This window comes from Cohnella ginsengisoli (assembly GCF_029525555.1).
Taxonomy (GTDB): domain Bacteria; phylum Bacillota; class Bacilli; order Paenibacillales; family Paenibacillaceae; genus Cohnella; species Cohnella ginsengisoli.
Map to the genome: position 1 here is coordinate 470,428 of NZ_JAPDHZ010000004.1, position 19,152 is coordinate 489,579.

The 19,152-nt window shown below is 59.2% G+C and carries 12 protein-coding genes and 2 pseudogenes; all 14 read left to right on the plus strand.

Annotation, left to right across the window (positions count from 1 at the left end):
• The first annotated feature begins 55 nt into the window (after positions 1 to 55).
• The 14 genes and pseudogenes from OMP38_RS23210 (at position 56) to OMP38_RS23275 (ending at position 18,690) form a co-directional block, all read left to right on the plus strand.
• Complete coding sequence (locus OMP38_RS23210; RefSeq protein WP_277567633.1) at positions 56 to 994, plus strand: ABC transporter permease; 939 nt, start codon at positions 56 to 58, stop codon at positions 992 to 994.
• 23 nt (positions 995 to 1,017) lie between these two features.
• A complete protein-coding gene (locus OMP38_RS23215) occupies positions 1,018 to 1,923 on the plus strand; it encodes a carbohydrate ABC transporter permease (RefSeq protein ID WP_277567205.1) in 906 nt (301 codons plus the stop codon).
• A 362-nt stretch (positions 1,924 to 2,285) separates the two neighbouring features.
• Complete coding sequence (locus OMP38_RS23220; protein ID WP_338130619.1) at positions 2,286 to 3,632, plus strand: ABC transporter substrate-binding protein; 1,347 nt, start codon at positions 2,286 to 2,288, stop codon at positions 3,630 to 3,632.
• 133 nt (positions 3,633 to 3,765) lie between these two features.
• The gene (locus OMP38_RS23225; RefSeq protein WP_277567206.1) at positions 3,766 to 5,094 is read left to right on the plus strand and encodes an ABC transporter substrate-binding protein; all 1,329 of its coding nucleotides are present in this window, start codon (positions 3,766 to 3,768) and stop codon (positions 5,092 to 5,094) included.
• Positions 5,095 to 5,103: 9 nt separating this feature from the next.
• Positions 5,104 to 5,826 (plus strand): hypothetical protein, encoded by a 723-nt coding sequence (locus tag OMP38_RS23230; protein WP_277567207.1) that lies wholly within the window; start codon positions 5,104 to 5,106, stop codon positions 5,824 to 5,826.
• 34 nt (positions 5,827 to 5,860) lie between these two features.
• On the plus strand, positions 5,861 to 6,913 hold the full coding sequence (locus tag OMP38_RS23235) for a sensor histidine kinase (protein WP_277567208.1): 1,053 nt from the start codon (positions 5,861 to 5,863) through the stop codon (positions 6,911 to 6,913).
• Positions 6,910 to 8,466: a response regulator gene (locus tag OMP38_RS23240; protein WP_277567209.1), complete on the plus strand. Its 1,557-nt coding sequence runs from the start codon at positions 6,910 to 6,912 to the stop codon at positions 8,464 to 8,466. The genes OMP38_RS23235 and OMP38_RS23240 overlap by 4 nt, the downstream gene beginning before the upstream one ends.
• A 68-nt stretch (positions 8,467 to 8,534) precedes the next feature.
• Positions 8,535 to 9,575 (plus strand): LacI family DNA-binding transcriptional regulator, encoded by a 1,041-nt coding sequence (locus tag OMP38_RS23245; RefSeq protein ID WP_277567210.1) that lies wholly within the window; start codon positions 8,535 to 8,537, stop codon positions 9,573 to 9,575.
• A gap of 461 nt (positions 9,576 to 10,036) precedes the next feature.
• The gene (locus OMP38_RS23250; RefSeq protein WP_277567211.1) at positions 10,037 to 11,632 is read left to right on the plus strand and encodes a response regulator transcription factor; all 1,596 of its coding nucleotides are present in this window, start codon (positions 10,037 to 10,039) and stop codon (positions 11,630 to 11,632) included.
• Positions 11,633 to 11,734: 102 nt separating this feature from the next.
• Positions 11,735 to 13,396: a cache domain-containing sensor histidine kinase gene (locus tag OMP38_RS23255; protein ID WP_277567212.1), complete on the plus strand. Its 1,662-nt coding sequence runs from the start codon at positions 11,735 to 11,737 to the stop codon at positions 13,394 to 13,396.
• A gap of 129 nt (positions 13,397 to 13,525) precedes the next feature.
• A complete protein-coding gene (locus OMP38_RS23260; RefSeq protein WP_277567213.1) occupies positions 13,526 to 14,977 on the plus strand; it encodes an ABC transporter substrate-binding protein in 1,452 nt (483 codons plus the stop codon).
• An 86-nt stretch (positions 14,978 to 15,063) separates the two neighbouring features.
• Positions 15,064 to 15,942: pseudogene (locus tag OMP38_RS23265) on the plus strand (carbohydrate ABC transporter permease); the annotation flags it as partial.
• Positions 15,929 to 16,781, plus strand: a pseudogene (locus OMP38_RS23270) (carbohydrate ABC transporter permease). The pseudogenes OMP38_RS23265 and OMP38_RS23270, both read left to right, overlap by 14 nt.
• A gap of 10 nt (positions 16,782 to 16,791) precedes the next feature.
• Positions 16,792 to 18,690, plus strand: coding sequence for a glycoside hydrolase family 127 protein (locus OMP38_RS23275; protein ID WP_277567634.1), 1,899 nt, complete (start codon positions 16,792 to 16,794; stop codon positions 18,688 to 18,690).
• Positions 18,691 to 19,152 lie beyond the last annotated feature (462 nt).

Here is a 19,152-nt window from a genome sequence, read left to right on the forward strand (position 1 = left end):
GAACGTATCGACCGCCGCGGCGGCGAACGATCCCGGGCCGGCAGCCGGAACGGCAATGCCCGCGCCCAAGACCAAGCGGCGCGCGACCCTGCGCACGCTGCTCGCCAACCGCACGCTGCTGCTCATGTGCCTGCCGGCCATCGCCTTCTTTCTGATTTTCTCCTATTTGCCCATGCCCGGCCTGTATCTCGCTTTTATCCAGTACAACTACACGGCCGGCATCTTCAAGAGCCCGTTCGTCTGGTGGGACAACTTCCGCTTCCTCGTCATGACGGGCGACCTGTGGCGGCTGACGTTCAACACGATCGCGTACAACGTCATGTTCATCCTGCTGGGCAACGCGCTCCAGATTACGATCGCGATCTTTCTGAACGAGCTGCGCAGCAAGTGGTTCAAGAAGGTGTCGCAATCGCTCATGTTCCTGCCTTACTTCATATCCTTCGTGCTGATCGGCCTGATCGCCTACAACATCCTGAGCTACGATTACGGCCTGCTTAACGGCTTCCTGAAGATGATCGGCGCCGACCCCGTGAAGACGTATTCCAATCCGCACCTGTGGCCGTTCATCATCGTCATCACGTATTTGTGGCAGTCGACCGGCTACGGCTCGATCGTCTACTTCGCCGCCGTTATGGGGCTCGATTCGGAGATCGTGGAGGCCGCGGAGATCGACGGCGCGAACGCGATCCAGCGGATCCGCTACATCATCCTGCCCTGGCTCAAGCCGACGTTCATCATCCTGCTGCTGTTTTCCCTCGGCGGCGTGCTGCGGGGCAACTTCGGACTGTTCTACAACCTTGTCGGCGCCAACAACTCGTCGCTGTACGCCACCACGGATATTATCGAGACTTACGTATTCCGCTCGCTCATGACCAACTTCAACTTCTCCATGGGCAGCGCGGTGAGCCTGTATCAGTCGGTGTTCGGATTTTTCGTCGTGCTGAGCGCCAACTGGCTAGTCAAGCGAGTGTCCCCGGACAACTCTCTCTTCTAGAAACGCGAAAGGAGCGATCGGCCATGTCGGCACAGCGAACGGCCATCAAGGTGGACGGCTCGACCTTGCTGGTCCGCATCTTCGGATACGGGTTCATCGGGGCATTCGCCCTGGCCTGTTTCCTTCCGTTTATGCTCGTCGTGGGCACGTCGTTCACGAGCGAGAGCTCGATCGCGAGGCACGGGTTCAATATCTGGCCCCGCGTGTTCAGCACCTTCGCCTACAAGATCGTCTTCGAGAACCCCGACCTTATCATCGGGTCCTATTGGGTCACGATCGGCATCACCGTCGTCGGCACGGCTGTCGGGCTGTTCATCGTCGCCATGACCGGTTACGCGCTGCAGCGGCCCGACTTCCACTACCGCAACCGGATTTCCTTTTTCATCTATTTCACCACGCTGTTCTCCGGCGGCCTCGTCCCGTTCTACCTGCTCGTCAACCAGTACCTGGCGCTCAAGGACAATTATCTTGCCGTGCTGCTGCCGGGTCTGCTGTCTCCCTTCCTCATCATCATGATGAAAAGCTTTGTCCGCTCCATTCCGCACGCCATCACGGAGTCGGCCAAGATCGACGGCGCAGGGGACTTCACCATCTTCCTGCGGCTCATCCTGCCGATGACGACGCCAGCGCTCGCGACGATCGGTCTGTTCATCGCGATCGGCTATTGGAACGAATGGTACAACGCGATGCTGTTCCTGTCGCCCGACATGAAGTACCGCACGCTGCAGCTGTTTCTGTACGGCGTCGTGACGAGCGCGGACTTCGTCAAAAATTCGTCCGCGGCCTCCAACGTGGATCTGCGGGATCTGCCGCTTGAATCGATGAAAATGGCGACGGCCGTCGTCGCGACGGGGCCCGTCATCCTGCTGTATCCGTTGGTACAGCGTTTCTTCATACAGGGCATCACGGTAGGCGCGGTCAAAGGATAATGATGTGCCGGGAGGCGGCAAGCAGCGCGTCCTTCACATAGCAGCGATTCGCAAGCCGTCCATTTATAACGAAGGGGGAGGCAATACCATGATCAAAGTTAAAAAGCTCGGCGCTATCGTACCGGCGCTAACGCTCGCCGCGGGCCTGGCGGCGTGCAGCGGGGGGGAACGGCAATGACAAGGAAGCGAGTCCCGGCGCAGACGGCAATAACGCAGGCGCAACGACAACGGCTTCGGCATCGGCATCCCAGGCCGCAGGCGCGGCGGACACGTCCAAGTTCGTCAAGATCAGCTACGTCATATTAGGCGACAAGCCGAAGAACGGCCAGTTCGACGCCGCGCTCGCCGAGATCAACAAGCTCATGAAGCAGAAGATCAACGCGGAGCTGGAATGGAAATGGGTCGAGTGGGCGGACTGGCAGACGAAGTACAATCTGCTGCTGGCTTCCGGAGACCCGGTCGACTTGATCACGATCGGCACCGACTGGCTCGACACGTGGGGCAACGCGCAGCGGGGCGCGTTCATGAACCTGGACGACCTGCTGCCGAAGTACGCGCCGCAGACGTGGGAATCGATCCCGCAGGAAGATTGGGCCGAGAGCAAGTACAAGGGCAAGATCGTGCTCATTCCAGAAAACGCATACACGCAATGGGTCAACCACGGCTTCTTCTACCGCGGCGACTGGGCCAAGGAGGCGGGCATTACCGGGCCGGTCAAGGATTGGGACGGCATCGAGAAGTACCTGCAATACATCAAGGACAACAAGAAGAACGTCATCCCTTGGGACGCTACGGCCGGGGTCAGCACGTTCGGCGGATGGGTCAATTCGTATACGCAGGAGCTGGAGCTGCCGATCTCGACCGGATGGCTGCCGGTATTCGCCACCGAGAGCGTCGACGATCCGTACACGGTCGTCAGCCCGATCTTCGACGAGGATACGATGCTGAACTACGCGACCAAGATGAAGTCTTGGGCGGACAAAGGCTTCTGGCGGGAGGACGTGCTCAACTACAAGGGAGACACGCGCACGCTGCTGAAGGGCGGGCTGACGGGGCTGGATCAGCACCATACGCAGACGTTCGGCACGCTTCGCGTCGACATGGACCGCGAGCAGCCGGGCTCCGAGCTGCAGATGTATCCGTTCGCAAGGACGAGCGGCAACCTGCTGGAGCTATCGATCACGCACGGCGGCACGTCGCTCGGCGCCCACAGCAAAAATCCGGAGCGCGCGCTCATGGCCTACGACCTGATCCGCAACGACGAGCAAATCTACCGTCTGCTGAATTACGGCATCGAAGGCGTCCAGTACGAGATCAAGGACGGCAAACGCGTGCTGCCGGCCGGCTACGATCCGAAGAAAAACGAGTTCTATTCCGACTTCTGGGGCGGCCGCAACGACAAGCTTGAGATTCCGAGCAGCACGGTATGGGATCAGCTGCCGACGACGCTCTACGCCGAGTACGACAAGATCAAGCATCCTTATCCGTACGGCCAATTCGTCTTCGACAAGACGCCGGTGGACGCCGAGCTGACCGCGATCTCGCAGGTCACGGGCGAGATGGGTCCGTCGATCGCGTTCGGCAAGGCCGGCGATCCGGCTAAAGCGGTGGAGGCGTTCAAGTCCAAGCTGAAGGCGGCCGGCTACGACAAGGTCAAGGCCGAGCTGCAAAAGCAGCTGGACGCCTATAAGCAGCAAATGCAAGGCTGACCGCTTCGAGAGTCGCCGGGGGGAAATGCCGCTTGAATTCCAGGGCGGCATTTTCCGCTTGGGACGTATTTGAAGACGGCCGGCGTGTGCTATACTGGGCGCATCTGCTGCGAAAGGGAGGCCGGTATATCGGATGAGATCGAGAGGATGGCTCGTCGCATTGTGCGCGTTGCTGTCGGCGGGCGCGTTCGCCTGGGCGATATGGAGCTATATCGCGCGGTCCGAGCAGCGGGCTTCGCCCGGGGCCGAGGCGCCGGCCGTCAAGCTGACATGGTACCATCATTTTCGCGAAGAAGGGGCCCGCAAGTGGCTCGAGATCGGCACGCGCAAATATATGGAAGCGCATCCAAACGTAACGGTCGAGGTGATATCGGAAGACGGGGATACGTACGCCAATACGCTGCACAACCTGGCGGCCGTCGAGCGGATGCCCGACATCTACATGACGGACAACATCCAGATGCTTCAGGAGTTCATCGATGCGGGATACGCGATGGACATGACGGGGAATCCGGCATTGACCGGGATCGATCCGAAGCTGCTCGGCGGCGTGGAGGGCAAGGACGGCAAAGTGTGGGCCGTGCCGTTCGACCGCAACGGCGTCGGCGTGTTCTACAACCGCGCCGCGTTCGCCAAGGCGGGCATCGGCGACATCCCGCGGACATGGGACGCGTTCCTCGCGGCCTGCCGCAAGCTCGAGCAGGCCGGCATCCAGCCGATCGCGGCCGGTTACCAGGACATGTGGACGCTAAATCTGGACATTCAGCCGGACTTGATCGCGTCCGGCATCCGCGCGCCGACCTGGATCGAGGATGTCGAAGCCGGCAGGGCTTCGTTCGCCGACGACAAGGGCAACTTCAAGAATGTCCTTCGGAGGCTGGCGGACCGGTTCCCCTATACCGGCGACGACCCGTTCGGCACGAACTGGAACGAAGCGCTCGAGCTGCTCGCCAGCGGCGAAGCAGCCATGATCCTGAACGGAAGCTGGACGGTGGACGGCGTCCGATCGTTCAAGCCGGACGCGGATATCGGCATGTTCGCGTTCCCTTCGACGAACGACGCGTCTTCGTCGAAGTTCGCGATGAAGACGACCGGGGGCTTCGTCGTCAATCCAAAATCCCGGCACGCGGATGAAGCGATCTCGCTCGTGCGGTACTTCTCTTCGGCACAGATGGCCGCGGTCATGCAGGACAACAAGAAAGGGATATCGATCGCGCCGAACGCGAAGCTCGACTTCGATCCGGCGTACGAGGAGCTGGATCGCGAATACATTCAGGCCGGTCGCGTGCTTGATTATTCCGCCTTCTATCCCGAATTCGTGAACGTCGAGCTCGTCGAAGCGTTCCGCAACGAACTGATCGGCCTGCTGGGCGACCCGCGGCACGACGTCGACCGATGCATCGCCCAGCTCGACGCGGCGTTCGACCGGATCCGCCCGCGGGCGGGCGCGAAGGGAGGATGATTGGCGGCGATGCGACGTCTTCATGAACGGCTGAATCCGATGAGACGACTGCGCGATATGCGCATTCGCAGGAAGATTCTGCTCTCCAATATGGTCATCATCCTGATGCTGGCGCTGTCGATCGGCACCGCGGCCACGCTTGCCTCGCGCTACTTTATCGAAGCGAATACGCGGGAACTGACCCGACACGTGATCGACCAATATTCCAAGAACGTGGATAACCACGTGAAGGACTTCGTCTCCTCGACGCTGTTCCTCTTGAACGACAAGCTGCTCACGCACATCGTGTCGGAGCAGGAAGCGCAGGCCGGAGAGGACCGGTACGCGCTCGACTTCAACCGCGTCGCCGGACTGCTCTATCAATACGGCAACAACAATCCTTTTATCAATTCCATTACGATCATGAACGAGCAAGGGCGGCTATATTGGTGGCAGCGACCGGCCGCAGCCGCCGGAGACCTGAACGAGAGGATCGCGAGGGCGATCGCCGAATCCGCGCGAATGAAGCTTGCGGATGCCGGGACGGGCATCTATTGGTCCGCTTCGCTGCACGGCACGGACGAAGTGGCGCTCTCCCGATATTATCTCGACATCAATCAGGTCAACCGAAGCTTCGGGGTCATCGTCTTCCATCTCGACAAAGCCTACTTCAAAAGTCTGCTCTCCGACGGCTCCATCATCCAGGCGGACAATCTGTTCATTCTGAACGAAAACGGGGGAGCCGCTCTATAAGGGCAGCCCGGACGCGGAATCCGAGGCGCTGCGGGTGCCGGAAGAAGGTTCGCGCTACGGGGTTGCGGATGGGCAAACGGTCAGGATCGGCGGCATGCAGTCGCTGCTCATGCGGTTTCAATCCTCGGACACCGGATGGAGTGTCCTGTGCTTCATCCCGCTCTCCCGGCTTCTGGAGGGGACGCGCATTCTGGAAACGATCATCGTCTTCATATGCGTATTGTTCATCTTTATCGCGATGGCGGTCGCGTTCTGGTTTTCCGCGGGCACGACGAGAGACATCAAGCTGCTGGAGCGTACGATGAGGAAGGTAGAGGACGGCGATCTGAGCGTCAAGGCGAAGCCCGCCGGGCGAGACGAGATCGGCATGCTCGCCGTGAGATTCAATATGATGGTGTCGCGGATCAACGAGCTGGTCGTCCGCGTGTCCGAGGAGCGGCTCGCCACGCAGCGGGCTGAATACACGGTACTGCTGTCCAGGATCAACCCGCATTTTTTGTACAACGCGCTCGGGACGATCCGCTGGTTCGCCCGCAGCCGGGGCCAGGAGGAGATCGAGTCGATGGTGAGCGCGCTGACCGGGCTGTTGAAGTCGTCGATCCGCCATTCCGGCGGACTGGAGCGTCTTGAGACGGAGCTGGCCAACGTACGGGATTACGTGCATCTGCAGAAGATCGGGCTTGGCGATGCGTTCGAGATCCGCTATGACGTGGGCGGCGCCCTGCTGGACGCGCTCGTGCCCGGTTTCATTCTGCAGCCGCTGGTGGAGAATGCGATCATGCACGGCCTGGAAATATCGAAGGGCACCGGACGCATCCGCATCGCCGCGGAGCGCGTCGGACCGGATCTGCGGATCGCGGTCGCGGACAACGGCATCGGCATGGAGCCGGACTACGCGGCGACCTTGCTCTCGGCGGACAGGGAGCGGCGATACCCGGGCCTCAACGGCATCGGCGTCCGCCATGTGCACGAGCGCATCCGCACGCTGTGCGGCGAGCGATACGGGTTATCGTTCAACACGGCGCCCGGCCGCGGCACGACGATCTATCTGACATTGCCCTACCGGCGGGAGGAGGATGCTGTTTGAGCCGTTACCAGGCGATGATCGTAGAAGACAACGCCGTCTATCGGCACGCGATACGGACGCTGATCGATTGGGAGCGCAGCGGCTTCAGGATCGCGGCGGAGGCGGTCAACGGCAAGCAAGCGCTGGAGAAGATGGCGGCGCAGCGGTTCGATCTGATTCTGACCGACGTCAGCATGCCGGAGATGAACGGCATCGACTTAGTGAAGGCCGTTAACGAAAGAGGCGAGGACACGGTGATCGTCATGCTCAGCTCCTACGACGATTTTCAATTCGTGAAGGATTCGCTGAAGCTCGGCGCCGATGACTACTTGCTCAAGCAGGAGATGGAGCCGGATACGATGGTCGCGATGTTGGGCCAAGTCAAAGAGAAGCTGAGCAGGCTCCGGACCAGCAGGAAAGAGGAGCGGTCGAACCGGTCGGAAGCGCAGGCCGCACGTCTGAAGCAGTGGATGACCGGAGAGGCGAATGCCCATCCCGCCGCGGATGACGGCTTGACCGAGCTGCTGCCCGCGGCCGAATACAGGCTCATCCTTCTGGCGTCGCGGGAATGCGAGGAGATGGACGGCGATAGGATCCAGCAGGAAGCCCGGCACGGGGCTGCCGAGCTCGAATGCGGAAGGACGCTTGCGATCCCGATTCGATCCGGCAGGCTGGCGCTCGTGATAGGCATGCCCGACGACGGCGCGCGAGGCTGCGGGAGCGGCCGGGCGGCGAGGGAGCTGGCGGGACGCTGGCTCGGTCAGGGCGAAGACCGCTGCTCGAGGGCGGCCGCGATCGCCGCGGGCCGGGGCAGCGCGGGTCTGTACGGACTTCGCGAGGCGTACGAGGAAGCGGAGCGGGCGCTGTTCCTTGCCGTGTACGAAGGCTGGGGCCGCTTATTCGAAGCGGAGCTTCCGCCGCCGGCCCCCGCGAATCCGGAAGCGGAGACGGAGGAGGCGGCCCGGCGCTGGCAAGCCGCGGTGCGGTCGGGATCGGGCGAAGACATGGCCGCGGCCGCGGCCTGCCAATTCGGCCTGCTGTCCCGCGCGAAGCCCGCGAAGGCGGTACTTCAGCGGCAGCTCGTCGACCTGTACGCTTCGCTCTATCACCACGCCGATCCGGCCGCGCATGCCGTGCCGGACTGGTGGTCCGCGCTCTCGGGCAGCATCGACCGGCTCGATCCGATCCGGCGCATGGAGGCGGATTTCGCCGCGTTCTGCCGCGAACGATTCCCCGAGTCCGAGGCGGTGCCGGCAAACCGCAAAGAGATTCGGCAGGCGATCGCGTATATCCGAAGTCACTACGCGGAGGACATCTCCGTCGCCCGCCTGTCAGGCGAATTGGGCTTCAGCGCGAATTATTTGTCCAATCTGTTCCGCAGCGAGACCGGGCTGCGCGTGACCGAATACGTGAATCGGGTCCGCATGGAGGTAGCGAAGCGCCTGCTGCGGGATTTGCAGCTGAAGGTGTACGAGGTTGCCGGCAAGGTGGGCTATCACGATGCTTCTTATTTTTGCAAAGTGTTCAAGGAGGTTACGGGAGAGACGGTAACGGCCTTCCGCCAAAAGGAATGATCGAAGCGGAGCCGCATAGAACCCTGCGCGAACATTCGCCGGAGGAAAGAAGGGAAAGGAAAGGTTCAATGAAGCAGCAAGTGACGGTGTACGATATCGCCGAAGAAGCCCAGGTGTCCGTGGCGACCGTGTCCCGCGTCTTGAACGGTTCGGCGCCCGTCAGCCGGACGACGCGCGCGAAGATCGAGGCGATCATGCACAAGCATCAATTCCAGCCCAACGCCGTGGCGCGCAGTCTGACGAAAAGAGAGACGGGCATCATCGGCGTTATATTGCCCGATATCACGAATCCGTTTTTCCCCGAGGTATTTTCCGGGATCGAGCAGGAGGGACTTGCGTCCGGACATACCTTTTTTCTTTGCAACACGCTTGGGGATTACGGCAGGGAATCGCATTTTCTCAACTTAATGCGGGAAAAACGGGTGGACGGCATCCTGTTCATGGGCGGCCGCGTGAATCTCAGATCCTGCGATCCTGCGCTCGCCCGCGAGCTCGCCGAGCATGCGCGCAGCATTCCCCTCGTACTGGTGAACGGAGACGTCAAGGATGCCGGCTTGACGCGCGTCGCCACGGACGAGGCGGCAGGCACGACGCTGGCCGTGCGCCATCTGATCGGGCTTGGGCATACGCGCATCGGGTTTCTTGGCGGCGCCCGGCACATGTCGACGACGGCGGTGAAGGTTCGTTCCTTCCGCCGGACCATGAAGGAAGCGGGGCTGGCCGTGCGCGACGCCTGGACGATTCCCGGCGGCTTCTCCGCCGATGCCGGCCGCGAGCAGATGAATCGGCTGCTGTCGCTTCGCGACCTGCCCACGGCGGTATGCTGCGTGAACGACTTCACCGCGATCGGCGCGATCAAGACGGCGGCCGAGCACGGGCTGAACGTGCCGTCCGACATGTCCGTCGTCGGCTTCGACGACATTTTGCTGGCGCGCCACGTCATCCCCGAGCTGACGACGGTGTCGCAGCAGGCGGGGGAGCTCGGGCGAACCGCCGTGCGCGTGCTCCGCGAGCTGATGGGAGGCGCCGCGGCGAGGAAGCTCACGCCGCTCGAGCCCAGGCTCATCGTTCGGCAGAGCACGGCGGCGCCGGGGGGGCAAGGGGATTAAAAAAGGCAGAGGGGCGCCGCCTGGGCGCCGCCCTCTGCCTTTTCCATTTTCGCGCATAGCCAAAGATCGGATCAGTAAGCCGTCCAGCCGCCGTACGAGCTGCGTCTTCTTCCTTGGCGACGTTGACGACGACTACCGCACAAAATACATGAAGAAGAAGGAAGGAGGACGAGAAGATAGCCTCGATCAGCATTTTTCGAGGCTTTTTTTACGTTTAATTTGCCGAACGATAACAGCGACGCATAATTATGGGGCAACATGGGGGGGGGGGGGTAGAATGGCCGCAATCCAATCAAAGTCCACCTATCCAATGATAATCCGCTTTCGACAGGCCCATGACCCGTCTATAATAGAAAGGGATGGGCACCTCTTTTAAGGACTTTTAATCGTATTAAATAAATTAGCCGCCTGTTCGTAAGAAGGGGCTTTTTTTCTATTCGTCTACCAGGGGGCTGAGCGCGATGAAAATACTAGTCGTGGACGACGAGCCGAGACATCGCAGAGGAATGGAGAGTTTGATCCGCAACCTGCGGCCCGAAGACGAGGTTCTCGTCGCCAAAGACGGGGCAAGCGCCCTGGAACTCGTCAGGTCCGAAACGCCGGATGCCGTGCTAAGCGATATCCGGATGCCCAATCTGGACGGTCTGTCTTTTCTGAAGATCCTGCAGGACGAACGCCGTCGGACCAAGGTGGTCATGATCTCGGCGTATAATCTGTTTGAATACGCGCAGACCGCGATTCGTCACGGGGCCTGCGATTATATCTTGAAGCCGGTGGAGGCAGAGAAGGTCGAGTTCGTGCTTCGCCGCATCGAGGAGCAGCTTGCGGCGGAGTCCAGGGAGCATTCGGAGACGGAAGCGTTAAAGCAACGGCTGAGCCTCGCTTCCTCCGCCTACCGCAACCATCTCCTGCTGTCTTGGTTAAATGGAAGCTTAACGGACCTGGAACGCAAAGAAATCGAGTCGTCGGCGTGGATACAGGGAGGAGGAATCGTAGCGGTCTCGGAATTACGGATCGATGCGGACAGCAGGGCGCCATTCGATTCCGCGGCTTGGCTGCGCCGCCTGGAGCAGGCGTGGGCGGAATTCGGCGAAGCGCATACGATCTTGATCGAAGCGCCTCAGGAGGGCGTCTGCCAAGCCGCTACCCTCATCCGAACCCCGCGGCTTACCCCGGAGAGGAAGGCTGAGATTCGCCGGATGGCAGACACACTGGGCGCGGAGTGGGCCGGGCACGGACGTCTCACCCACGGGATCGGCCCGGATTGCCGATCTTTCTGGACGGAAGCGCCTGCGGCTTATCGGGCAGCCCAAACGGCCGGCCGTTATCATTTCCATCCTTGTTGGAACGGCATCCTGTTCCACGATGAACGCCTTCCCGCCGACGATCCCCTTGTTCTGGACGGAGAGAAGCTGTTCGCCGCTCTGCAAGGGAAGGATGCGGAAGAGGCCGTCGAGATGTGCCGGTCGGCATTCGATCGGCTTGCCGCCGGCGGTCATGCGGACCCGAAGCGGATCAAGGAATACGCCGCGCTGACCCTGATCAAAGTGAAGAGCAGAATTCGCGGTTATGTCGACCGGCAAGTTGGAAGCGTTATCGCGTCGGCGGCTTTGAACGAGGTTCCGGCGTGCCGCACCTTTACGGAGCTCATGACGGTTCTGGAGGCTCGGCTGCGGGACGTACACCATGCGATCAGGCAGCCCCAATCCGATAAAAGCGAGAAGGTCGTCGACGAGTGCCTGAGATGGATTCAAGAGAACGCCAAGGAGGAGTTGACGCTGGAGAAGGTGGCCGAGCGGTTTTATTTTAACCCGTCGTACTTCAGCACGCTCATCAAGAGCCGGACGGGAAGGACGTTCTCCGATCACGTGACGGAGGCTCGCATGCGGCGGGCCAAGGAATTGATCGCGCGGAACGGAATGAAAATATACGAGATCGCCGCCGAATGCGGCTATCAGGATACCAAGTATTTCTGCCGAGTCTTCAAGAAATGGAACGGCATGTCGCCGGAAGCTTATAAGCACGCGGCTTATGCGCGTAAGGGAAGAGAAGGATGAAGCGAACATTCCGCTCTCGGCTGTTGGCCAGCTACATATTCCTGATCGCGGTCCCGCTTATCGTGCTGGGGACGCTTTTTTTATCGCACCGGCTTGCAAGTCGTGACCGAACAAGCGCAGAAGAACGTTTACGAGATCGTGAAGAAAAATAACGAGATCATGGACAACAAGCTGCGGATTATCGACCAGAACAGCGCGGCCTTGTTCGTAGACAAGGATTTGTTCGGGGTGTTCAACCGCTTGAATCCGGGCAACAAAGCGGACCTGCTCTCCGCCGATCGCCAAGTGTCCGACGCTTTACGAAGATATTTCTCGCAGGTGGACGACGTGTACGCCTACCAGCTGTGGACGTCTTATTTTACGTTCGGCCAGCCGCTGCCCCAAGGCGACCCGACGCGTTCGGCGATTTACCGCGCGGCGGAGAAGGCAGCGGGCAAGATGGTGTGGTATCCCACCTACGACTTCACGGAGATGTTCGATCAATCGTATCTGGAGAAGGGGGCGATCGACTTCCGCTATTTATTTACCGCGACGCGACTGCTCGATTTCTCCTATTTAAACAATACGACCCTGGAGAAGCTGAATCCGGGCATCGAGCGCCCCGTGCTCACGATCAGCTTCAAAGCGGACACGCTGACCTCCCTGTACGAGAAAAGCATTCCCGAAGGCTCCCGTTACTTGGTGCTGGCTCCGGATAATCGCATCGTGGCCGGCAGCGAGAAAGGCAAAATTGCGCAAGTCTATTCGGACGATTGGGTGGATCAGGTTCAACGGACGGGAAGCGGCACGCGAAGAATCAAGATCGACGGCGTCAATACGATCGTCTGCTTCGATCGCTCGCAAGTGACCGGATGGATGTCGATCGTCATGACGCCCGAGTCCGCTCTCGCCGGCAATCTCATTCCGCTCATCCGCGGCTCTACCACGCTTCTGGCCGTCATGCTGGGAATCGTCGCGCTTATATTCGCTTATTTTATCTCGGGAAAAATCACGAATCCGATCAAGAAGCTGCTCGGCGCGATGAGGTCCGTGGGCGAAGGAGACTTCCAGACGCAGGTCGTCGTCAGCACGAACGACGAATTCGGGATCCTGCTCCAGCGATTCAATCGGATGAACGACCGGATTCGGCTGCTGGTCTCGGAAAATTACGAGATCAAATTAAAGGAGCAGGAAGCGGAGATCCAGGCGCTGAACATGCAGATGAATCCGCATTTTCTATACAATACGTTAAACGTCATGAACTGGACGGCCATCGAGAACGGCCAGAAGGAATTAAGCAAAATGCTCGTCTGCTTGTCCAACATGCTCCACTATACGTCGCGGAAGGATTGGGGAGCCGTTCATTTATCCGAGGAAATGGAATGGATGAAAAACTACTTCTACATCATGTCCGTCCGCTTCGAAGAGAAATTCGCGGTCAGCTACGAGATCGATGCGAGGCTGTACGACTACAAGCTGCCGAGGCTTCTTTTCCAGCCGTTCGTGGAGAATGCCATCCTGCACGGGTTCGATCAGACGGAAGCGGGAGGCCTGATTCGCATACGCGGCTGGATCGAGGAAGGGACCCGGTACTTTGAAGTCGCGGACAACGGGAAGGGCATGAGCGGCGACACGGTTCACGCGATTTTATACCGGGAATCGTCGTCGATTGGCATTAAGAACACGATTGCCCGGATCCGGATGACCTACGGCGAAGCGTACGGCGTCGTCATCTCCTCCGCGATCGGCGACGGAACGAAGGTGACGATCACGCTTCCGGCGTAAACAGCCAATAGAAGTCCACCATTCCAAATTGGCTCGGGTTATGTAAGCGCTATACACCGTTTTATAATGAGAACATCATAGACTGCAGCTATGAATTCAATGGGGTTGTCATCGAAAGGGGAACGGTAGATGTCACGGCAAAAGAAATCCGTCTCGATTGTGATCGCGCTGCTTATCGCACTGGTTGGGATTCTGTCCGCGTGTACGAAGTCCGACTCCGGCTCCGGAAACTCTGGAGGCTCCGGAAGCGGCAATTCCGCTTCTCCCGCCAATGCGGCAAGCTCGGCTTCGGCCGGCGAAGACCAATCGAACGAACCCGTTACGCTTCGCATGACGGTATGGGGAGCGCCCGAGGAAGTGGCGGCCTACAAGGTGGCCATCGACAAATTCGAGAAAAAATATCCGAATATCACGGTTAAACTGCAGCACATCCCCACCGACTACGACACCAAACTCACGACCATGGTAGCGGGCAACGACGAGCCGGATATCGCGCAGATGGAATCCGCCAGCATCGCCTACCCGCTGGCCGAGCAAGGCAAGTTCTACAATCTGGAGGATTTCCTCTCGTCCGATCCGGCGTTCAAGAAAGAAGAGCTGGTCCCGAATATTACGTATTCGCTCGAACCGGGCAATGTCATCGGCCTGGGCCCGGGACCGGAGACGTTCGGCCTTTTCTATAACGAAGATATTTTCAAAGACGCAGGCTTAACGCCTCCGCCGGCCAAAGCAGCGGAAGCATGGACCTGGGACGAATTCGTCGACGTCGCCAAGAAGCTGACGATCGACGCCAAGGGAAGGAATGCCGCCGATCCCGCCTTCGATCCCAAAAATATTAAGCAGTATGGCGTTAACATCGGAACGTGGTGGGGCAATTACAGCAACTTCATCTATTCCAACGGCGGGGACTTCGTCTCCGAGAACGGGAAGACCTTCGCGCTGAATCAGCCGGCCGCGGTAGAGGCCATTCAGCAATTGGCGGACTTGATCAATGTCTATCATGTCGCGCCTTCCCCGGTTCAAGCGAAGAACATACCGGCCACCAATATCGCGCTCCAGACGAAAAAAGTGGCCATGGCCATCGACGGGCAATGGTCGACCGCAGGCTTGGCCCAATCGAAGTTCCACTTCAACGTGGGCGTGCTGCCGACGTTGAAGCAGCCGATGACGACCGTCGTCTCCGGGATGTTCTCCATGTTCAAATCGACCAAGCATCCCAAAGAAGCCTGGGCGCTCATGAAGGCGCTGCTTGATCCGGACGCGGCGATCGACCTGATCACGGCCGGAACTTGGATGCCTGCTTATCGGAGCTGGTATACGGACCCGGCGCTGCTCGCGAAATGGACGGAAAACCTCGATTCCCGGCCTTCGGGCTATAAAGATGCGGTCGTAGACGTTCTCTTGAACAGCAGCCACCAAACGCCGACGGGTTACGTGAAGAACTTCAACAAGATCATGGATATCGTGAATCCCGCGCTGGATAAAGTATGGCTCGGCCAACAAACCGCTCAGCAGGCACTCGATTCCGTCGCAGCCAAGGCGCAAGCCCAGGTTCAGGGCCGACGCGACGTGAAGGAATAAGGGGAGAAGCAAGCGAGCGGGGGAGACGGCGTCTTCGCTGAAGCCGTCGTCTTCCCAATCGGGAAGCATGGAGAACGGAGGTAGGCATGAGAAAAGGACTGTTCTACGGGCTGCTGTTCACATCGCCGGCCATCCTGGGGTTCATCATCTTCACGTTAGGTCCCATGATCGCCAGCTTGGCGCTCAGCCTGACGGATTATAACGTCTTCAAGGCGCACACCTCGTTCGTCGGGTTCGATAACTATGCCCGGCTGTTCTCGGGCAAAGACGATTTGTTCTACCAGTCGCTGGGCATTACGTTCTACTTTGTCCTTCTGCGGGTGCCTGCCGTCATTATCATTTCCTTCGTCGTCGCCCTGCTTCTGAATATGAATGTCAAAGGAAGAGCCGTATTCCGCACGATCATCTACCTGCCCAGCATCGTGCCGGCGGTCGCCTCGGCCATGATCTGGATGTGGCTGCTCAATCCCGATCTGGGCCTGGTCAATTCCGCGCTCAGCTGGCTGCATCTGCCGACGAGCAATTGGCTGTATTCGGAGAGCAGCGTCATCCCGTCCGTCGTGCTTACCACGCTGTGGGGAATCGGCGGTACGGTCATCATTTTTCTGGCGGGTCTGTCGGGCATTCCCAAGCAGTACTACGAGGCGATCGAGGTGGACGGGGGCGGATGGTACAGCAAGCTGCGCCATATTACGCTGCCGATGGTCACGCCGACGATCTTCTTCAACACCATTATGGCGATCATCGGTTCGTTCCAGGTGTTCAACGAGGCTTATATCTTGACGCAGGGCGGACCGAATAACCGGAGCTTGTTTTACGTGTTCTACCTCTGGAGAACGGCTTTCCGGGATACCGAGATGGGATATGCGTCCGCGCTGGCCTGGGTGCTGTTCCTCATTATCCTGTTTTTTACCTTTATCGTGTTCAGGACCTCGAAGTCCTGGGTGTATTATGAAGGGGGGGGGAGCGCGCGTGAGGCCATCGAGGCTTGCGCTGACATCGGGTTATATCGCCCTTTTCGCGATCTCCGCCCTGTTCATCATCCCGTTCGTGTGGCTGGTGCGAAGCTCGCTCATGGATCTGTCCCAAATCTTCACCATGCCGCCGCAGTGGATTCCGAAGCCTTTTCATTGGGACAATTTCCATCGGGCGCTGACGGTGTTGCCGTTCGGCACGTTCTTCGCCAATACGTTCATCATCGTGGCCGGCGTGCTTGTCGGCACGGTCGCGACGAGCAGCATCGCGGCGTTCGGATTTTCGCGGATCCGGTGGAAAGGAAGGGACGCCGTATTCGGCATCCTCATGTCCAGCATGATGCTGCCGGCGGCCGTCACCCTGATTCCCAGCTTCCTCGGATGGAAGACGATCGGCTTCTACGACACGTATTACCCGCTCGTCGTGCCGTCTTTTTTCGGCGGCGGCATTTTCAATATCTTCCTGCTCCGTCAATTCTATCTCACCATCCCGAAGGATTTTGACGAGGCGGCGTTCGTGGACGGCGCTACTTATTTTCAAATCTACGCCAGAATCATCATGCCGCTTAGCCGTTCCGTGCTGATCGTGGTCTCCTTGTTCAGTTTCCTCGGAACGTGGAACGACTTCATGGGACCGCTCATTTATTTAAAAAAGCGACCGGCTCTTCACGCTGGCGCTCGGCCTGCAGATGTTTCAAGGCACCTATAACGCGCAGTGGGATCTGCTCATGGCGGCGTCGGCGGCCGTCGTGCTGCCCTGCGTCGTCGTATTCCTGGTGGGACAGCGCTATTTCCTTGAAGGGATTACGCTGACTGGGTTGAAAGGATGAAGCCCCGTTGATGAATTGGCAGAGCGTTCCCTTTACGAAGGTAAAAATCGACGATGCATGCTGGCGTCCGCGTCTCGACATCCTGAGCCGAGTCACGATCAAGGCCTGTCTCGACCAATGCGAGAAAACCGGGCGCATCGCCAACTTCGCCAAGGCCGCCGGCCTGATGGAGGGCGAATTCGAAGGGATCTACTTCAACGACTCCGATGTGTACAAGGTGCTGGAGGGCGCGGCCTATCTGCTGATGTCGAATCGGGATCCCGCGTTGGAAGCGGAAATCGACCGAATCATCGAGCTCATCGCCGGCGCTCAGGAGCCGGACGGCTATCTGTGCACCTACTTTACGTTGGTCGCGCCCGTGCGCAAGTGGACGGATATGGAAAAGCACGAAATGTACAACGGCGGGCATCTGATCGAAGCGGCGGTCGCTTATTTCGAAGCGACGGGCAAGCGCAAGCTGCTCGATGTCGCCTGCCGGTTGGCCGACCACTACGATCGCCTGTTCGGCCCCGGCAAGCGCCATTGGGTCGAAGGGCATGAGGAGATCGAGCTGGCGCTCGTCAAGCTGTACCGCGCGACCGGGGAGGCGCGTTACTGGAAGCTCGCCCTGTGGCTGCTGGAGGAGCGCGGCCGCGGCCATGGCCAAGGCGAGATCTGGGACAAGGAAGAATGGGGACCGGCGTATTGTCAGGACGACGTTCCGGTTCGGGACATCGAGAAGGTGACCGGGCACGCCGTGCGCGCCATGTATCTCTATTCGGCCATGGCGGACGTCGTGCTGGCTTCCGGCGATTCCGCCTACGTCGATGCCTTGCATCGCGTATGGGCGCATACGGTGGAACGCAATATGTACGTGACGGGAGGAATCGGGCCTTCGCGGCATAATGAAGGCTTTACCCGCGATTACGATCTTCCGAACGAGACGGCCTATTGCGAGACTTGCGCCGCGATCGCCATGGCATTCTGGAACCATCGGATGAATCTGCTGTTCGGCGATGCCAAGTATGCCGATGTGGTGGAGCGGGAAATATACAACGGCGCTTTAACAGGGATATCGCTGTCCGGCGACAAGTTTTTCTACGTCAATCCGCTGGCGTCGGATGGCGGCCACCATCGCGTGGAATGGTTCGGCACGTCCTGCTGCCCTACCAATCTGGTACGATATTTGCCTTCCATCGGCCAGTACGCGTATGCGAGAACGGACGAGGGGCTCGCCGTCAATCAGTACATGAATGGCGAAGCGGAATTCGAGGTCGCAGGCCAGCTTCGCGTCAAGCTGAAGCAAACGACGAATTACCCGTGGGACGGCAGGATCGAGCTTGAAGTGGATCCCGAACGGACGAGCAAATTCGTCATACGATTGCGTGTACCCGGATGGTGCAGGGGCTATAGGCTGATGATAGGCGGCAGGAGTCTCTCGGGTGCAGAAGCGCTGACGGACCGGGGATACCTTGTGCTGGACCGCGAATGGTCGCAGGGGGATTCCGTCGCGCTTGAACTGGATATGCCTGTGGCGATCGTGCGCGCAAGGGCGGAGGTCGAAGCCGATCGCGGCCGAATCGCCGTTCAGCGCGGCCCCGTCGTTTATTGCGCGGAGCAAGCCGACAATCCGGATTTGACCTACGACGCCTTCGCCCTCTCCGCCAATGAACCGTTCCATGCCAGTTATCGTTCTGATCTGCTTGGCGGCGTAACCGTTCTGACCGTCCAAGAAGAGACGGGAAGACCGTGCGTTCTTATTCCTTACTACGCCTGGGATAACCGCGGGGGGAGGATTTATGCAGGTGTGGATTCGCGAAGCGAGAAATCAGAATCTCTATTTCTATTAGCGGAATGCGTTGTACCCACTGGGCCAGGCTTGATTCGGCGTGACGATCTTGGGACGAAAGAGCGGCGCGGCGAAGTATAATTCAATAAGCAGTATAGGGCTACTAGGTCGTAACCCAGCCTCGATCAGCATTGATCGAGGCTGTTTGCGTCGAAAAAATGGAATCCGCCTTCTTTATCAAGTTGTGCTTTTTCGAACTACGTGGGCTTTAGAGAAAAGGTCCATGAACAGGGAAGTCACGAGCAATAGTCGGGGCCGTGGCGAGATGGACATTCATGCCTACCGTCCGGACATCGTGGTTGAAGAGCTGCTTAAGCTGGCGAACGGTTGACGCGAGCTTCCAAAAAGCGAAGGTCAATTTAAATGGATCCGCCGCGATCGCGATCGTCGGCGTAAGCAATTAATGCTTGCTGCAACCGGGTCGGCCATGCTCGCAGCCGTCATACTGAATTTCAGCGAGCCGACGCGAAGCAGCGTTAAAGGGTGTACATCGAGGGCGGCGTATTGCCGGATAACCCTCGTTCTCCTCAATGATAGGTAAAT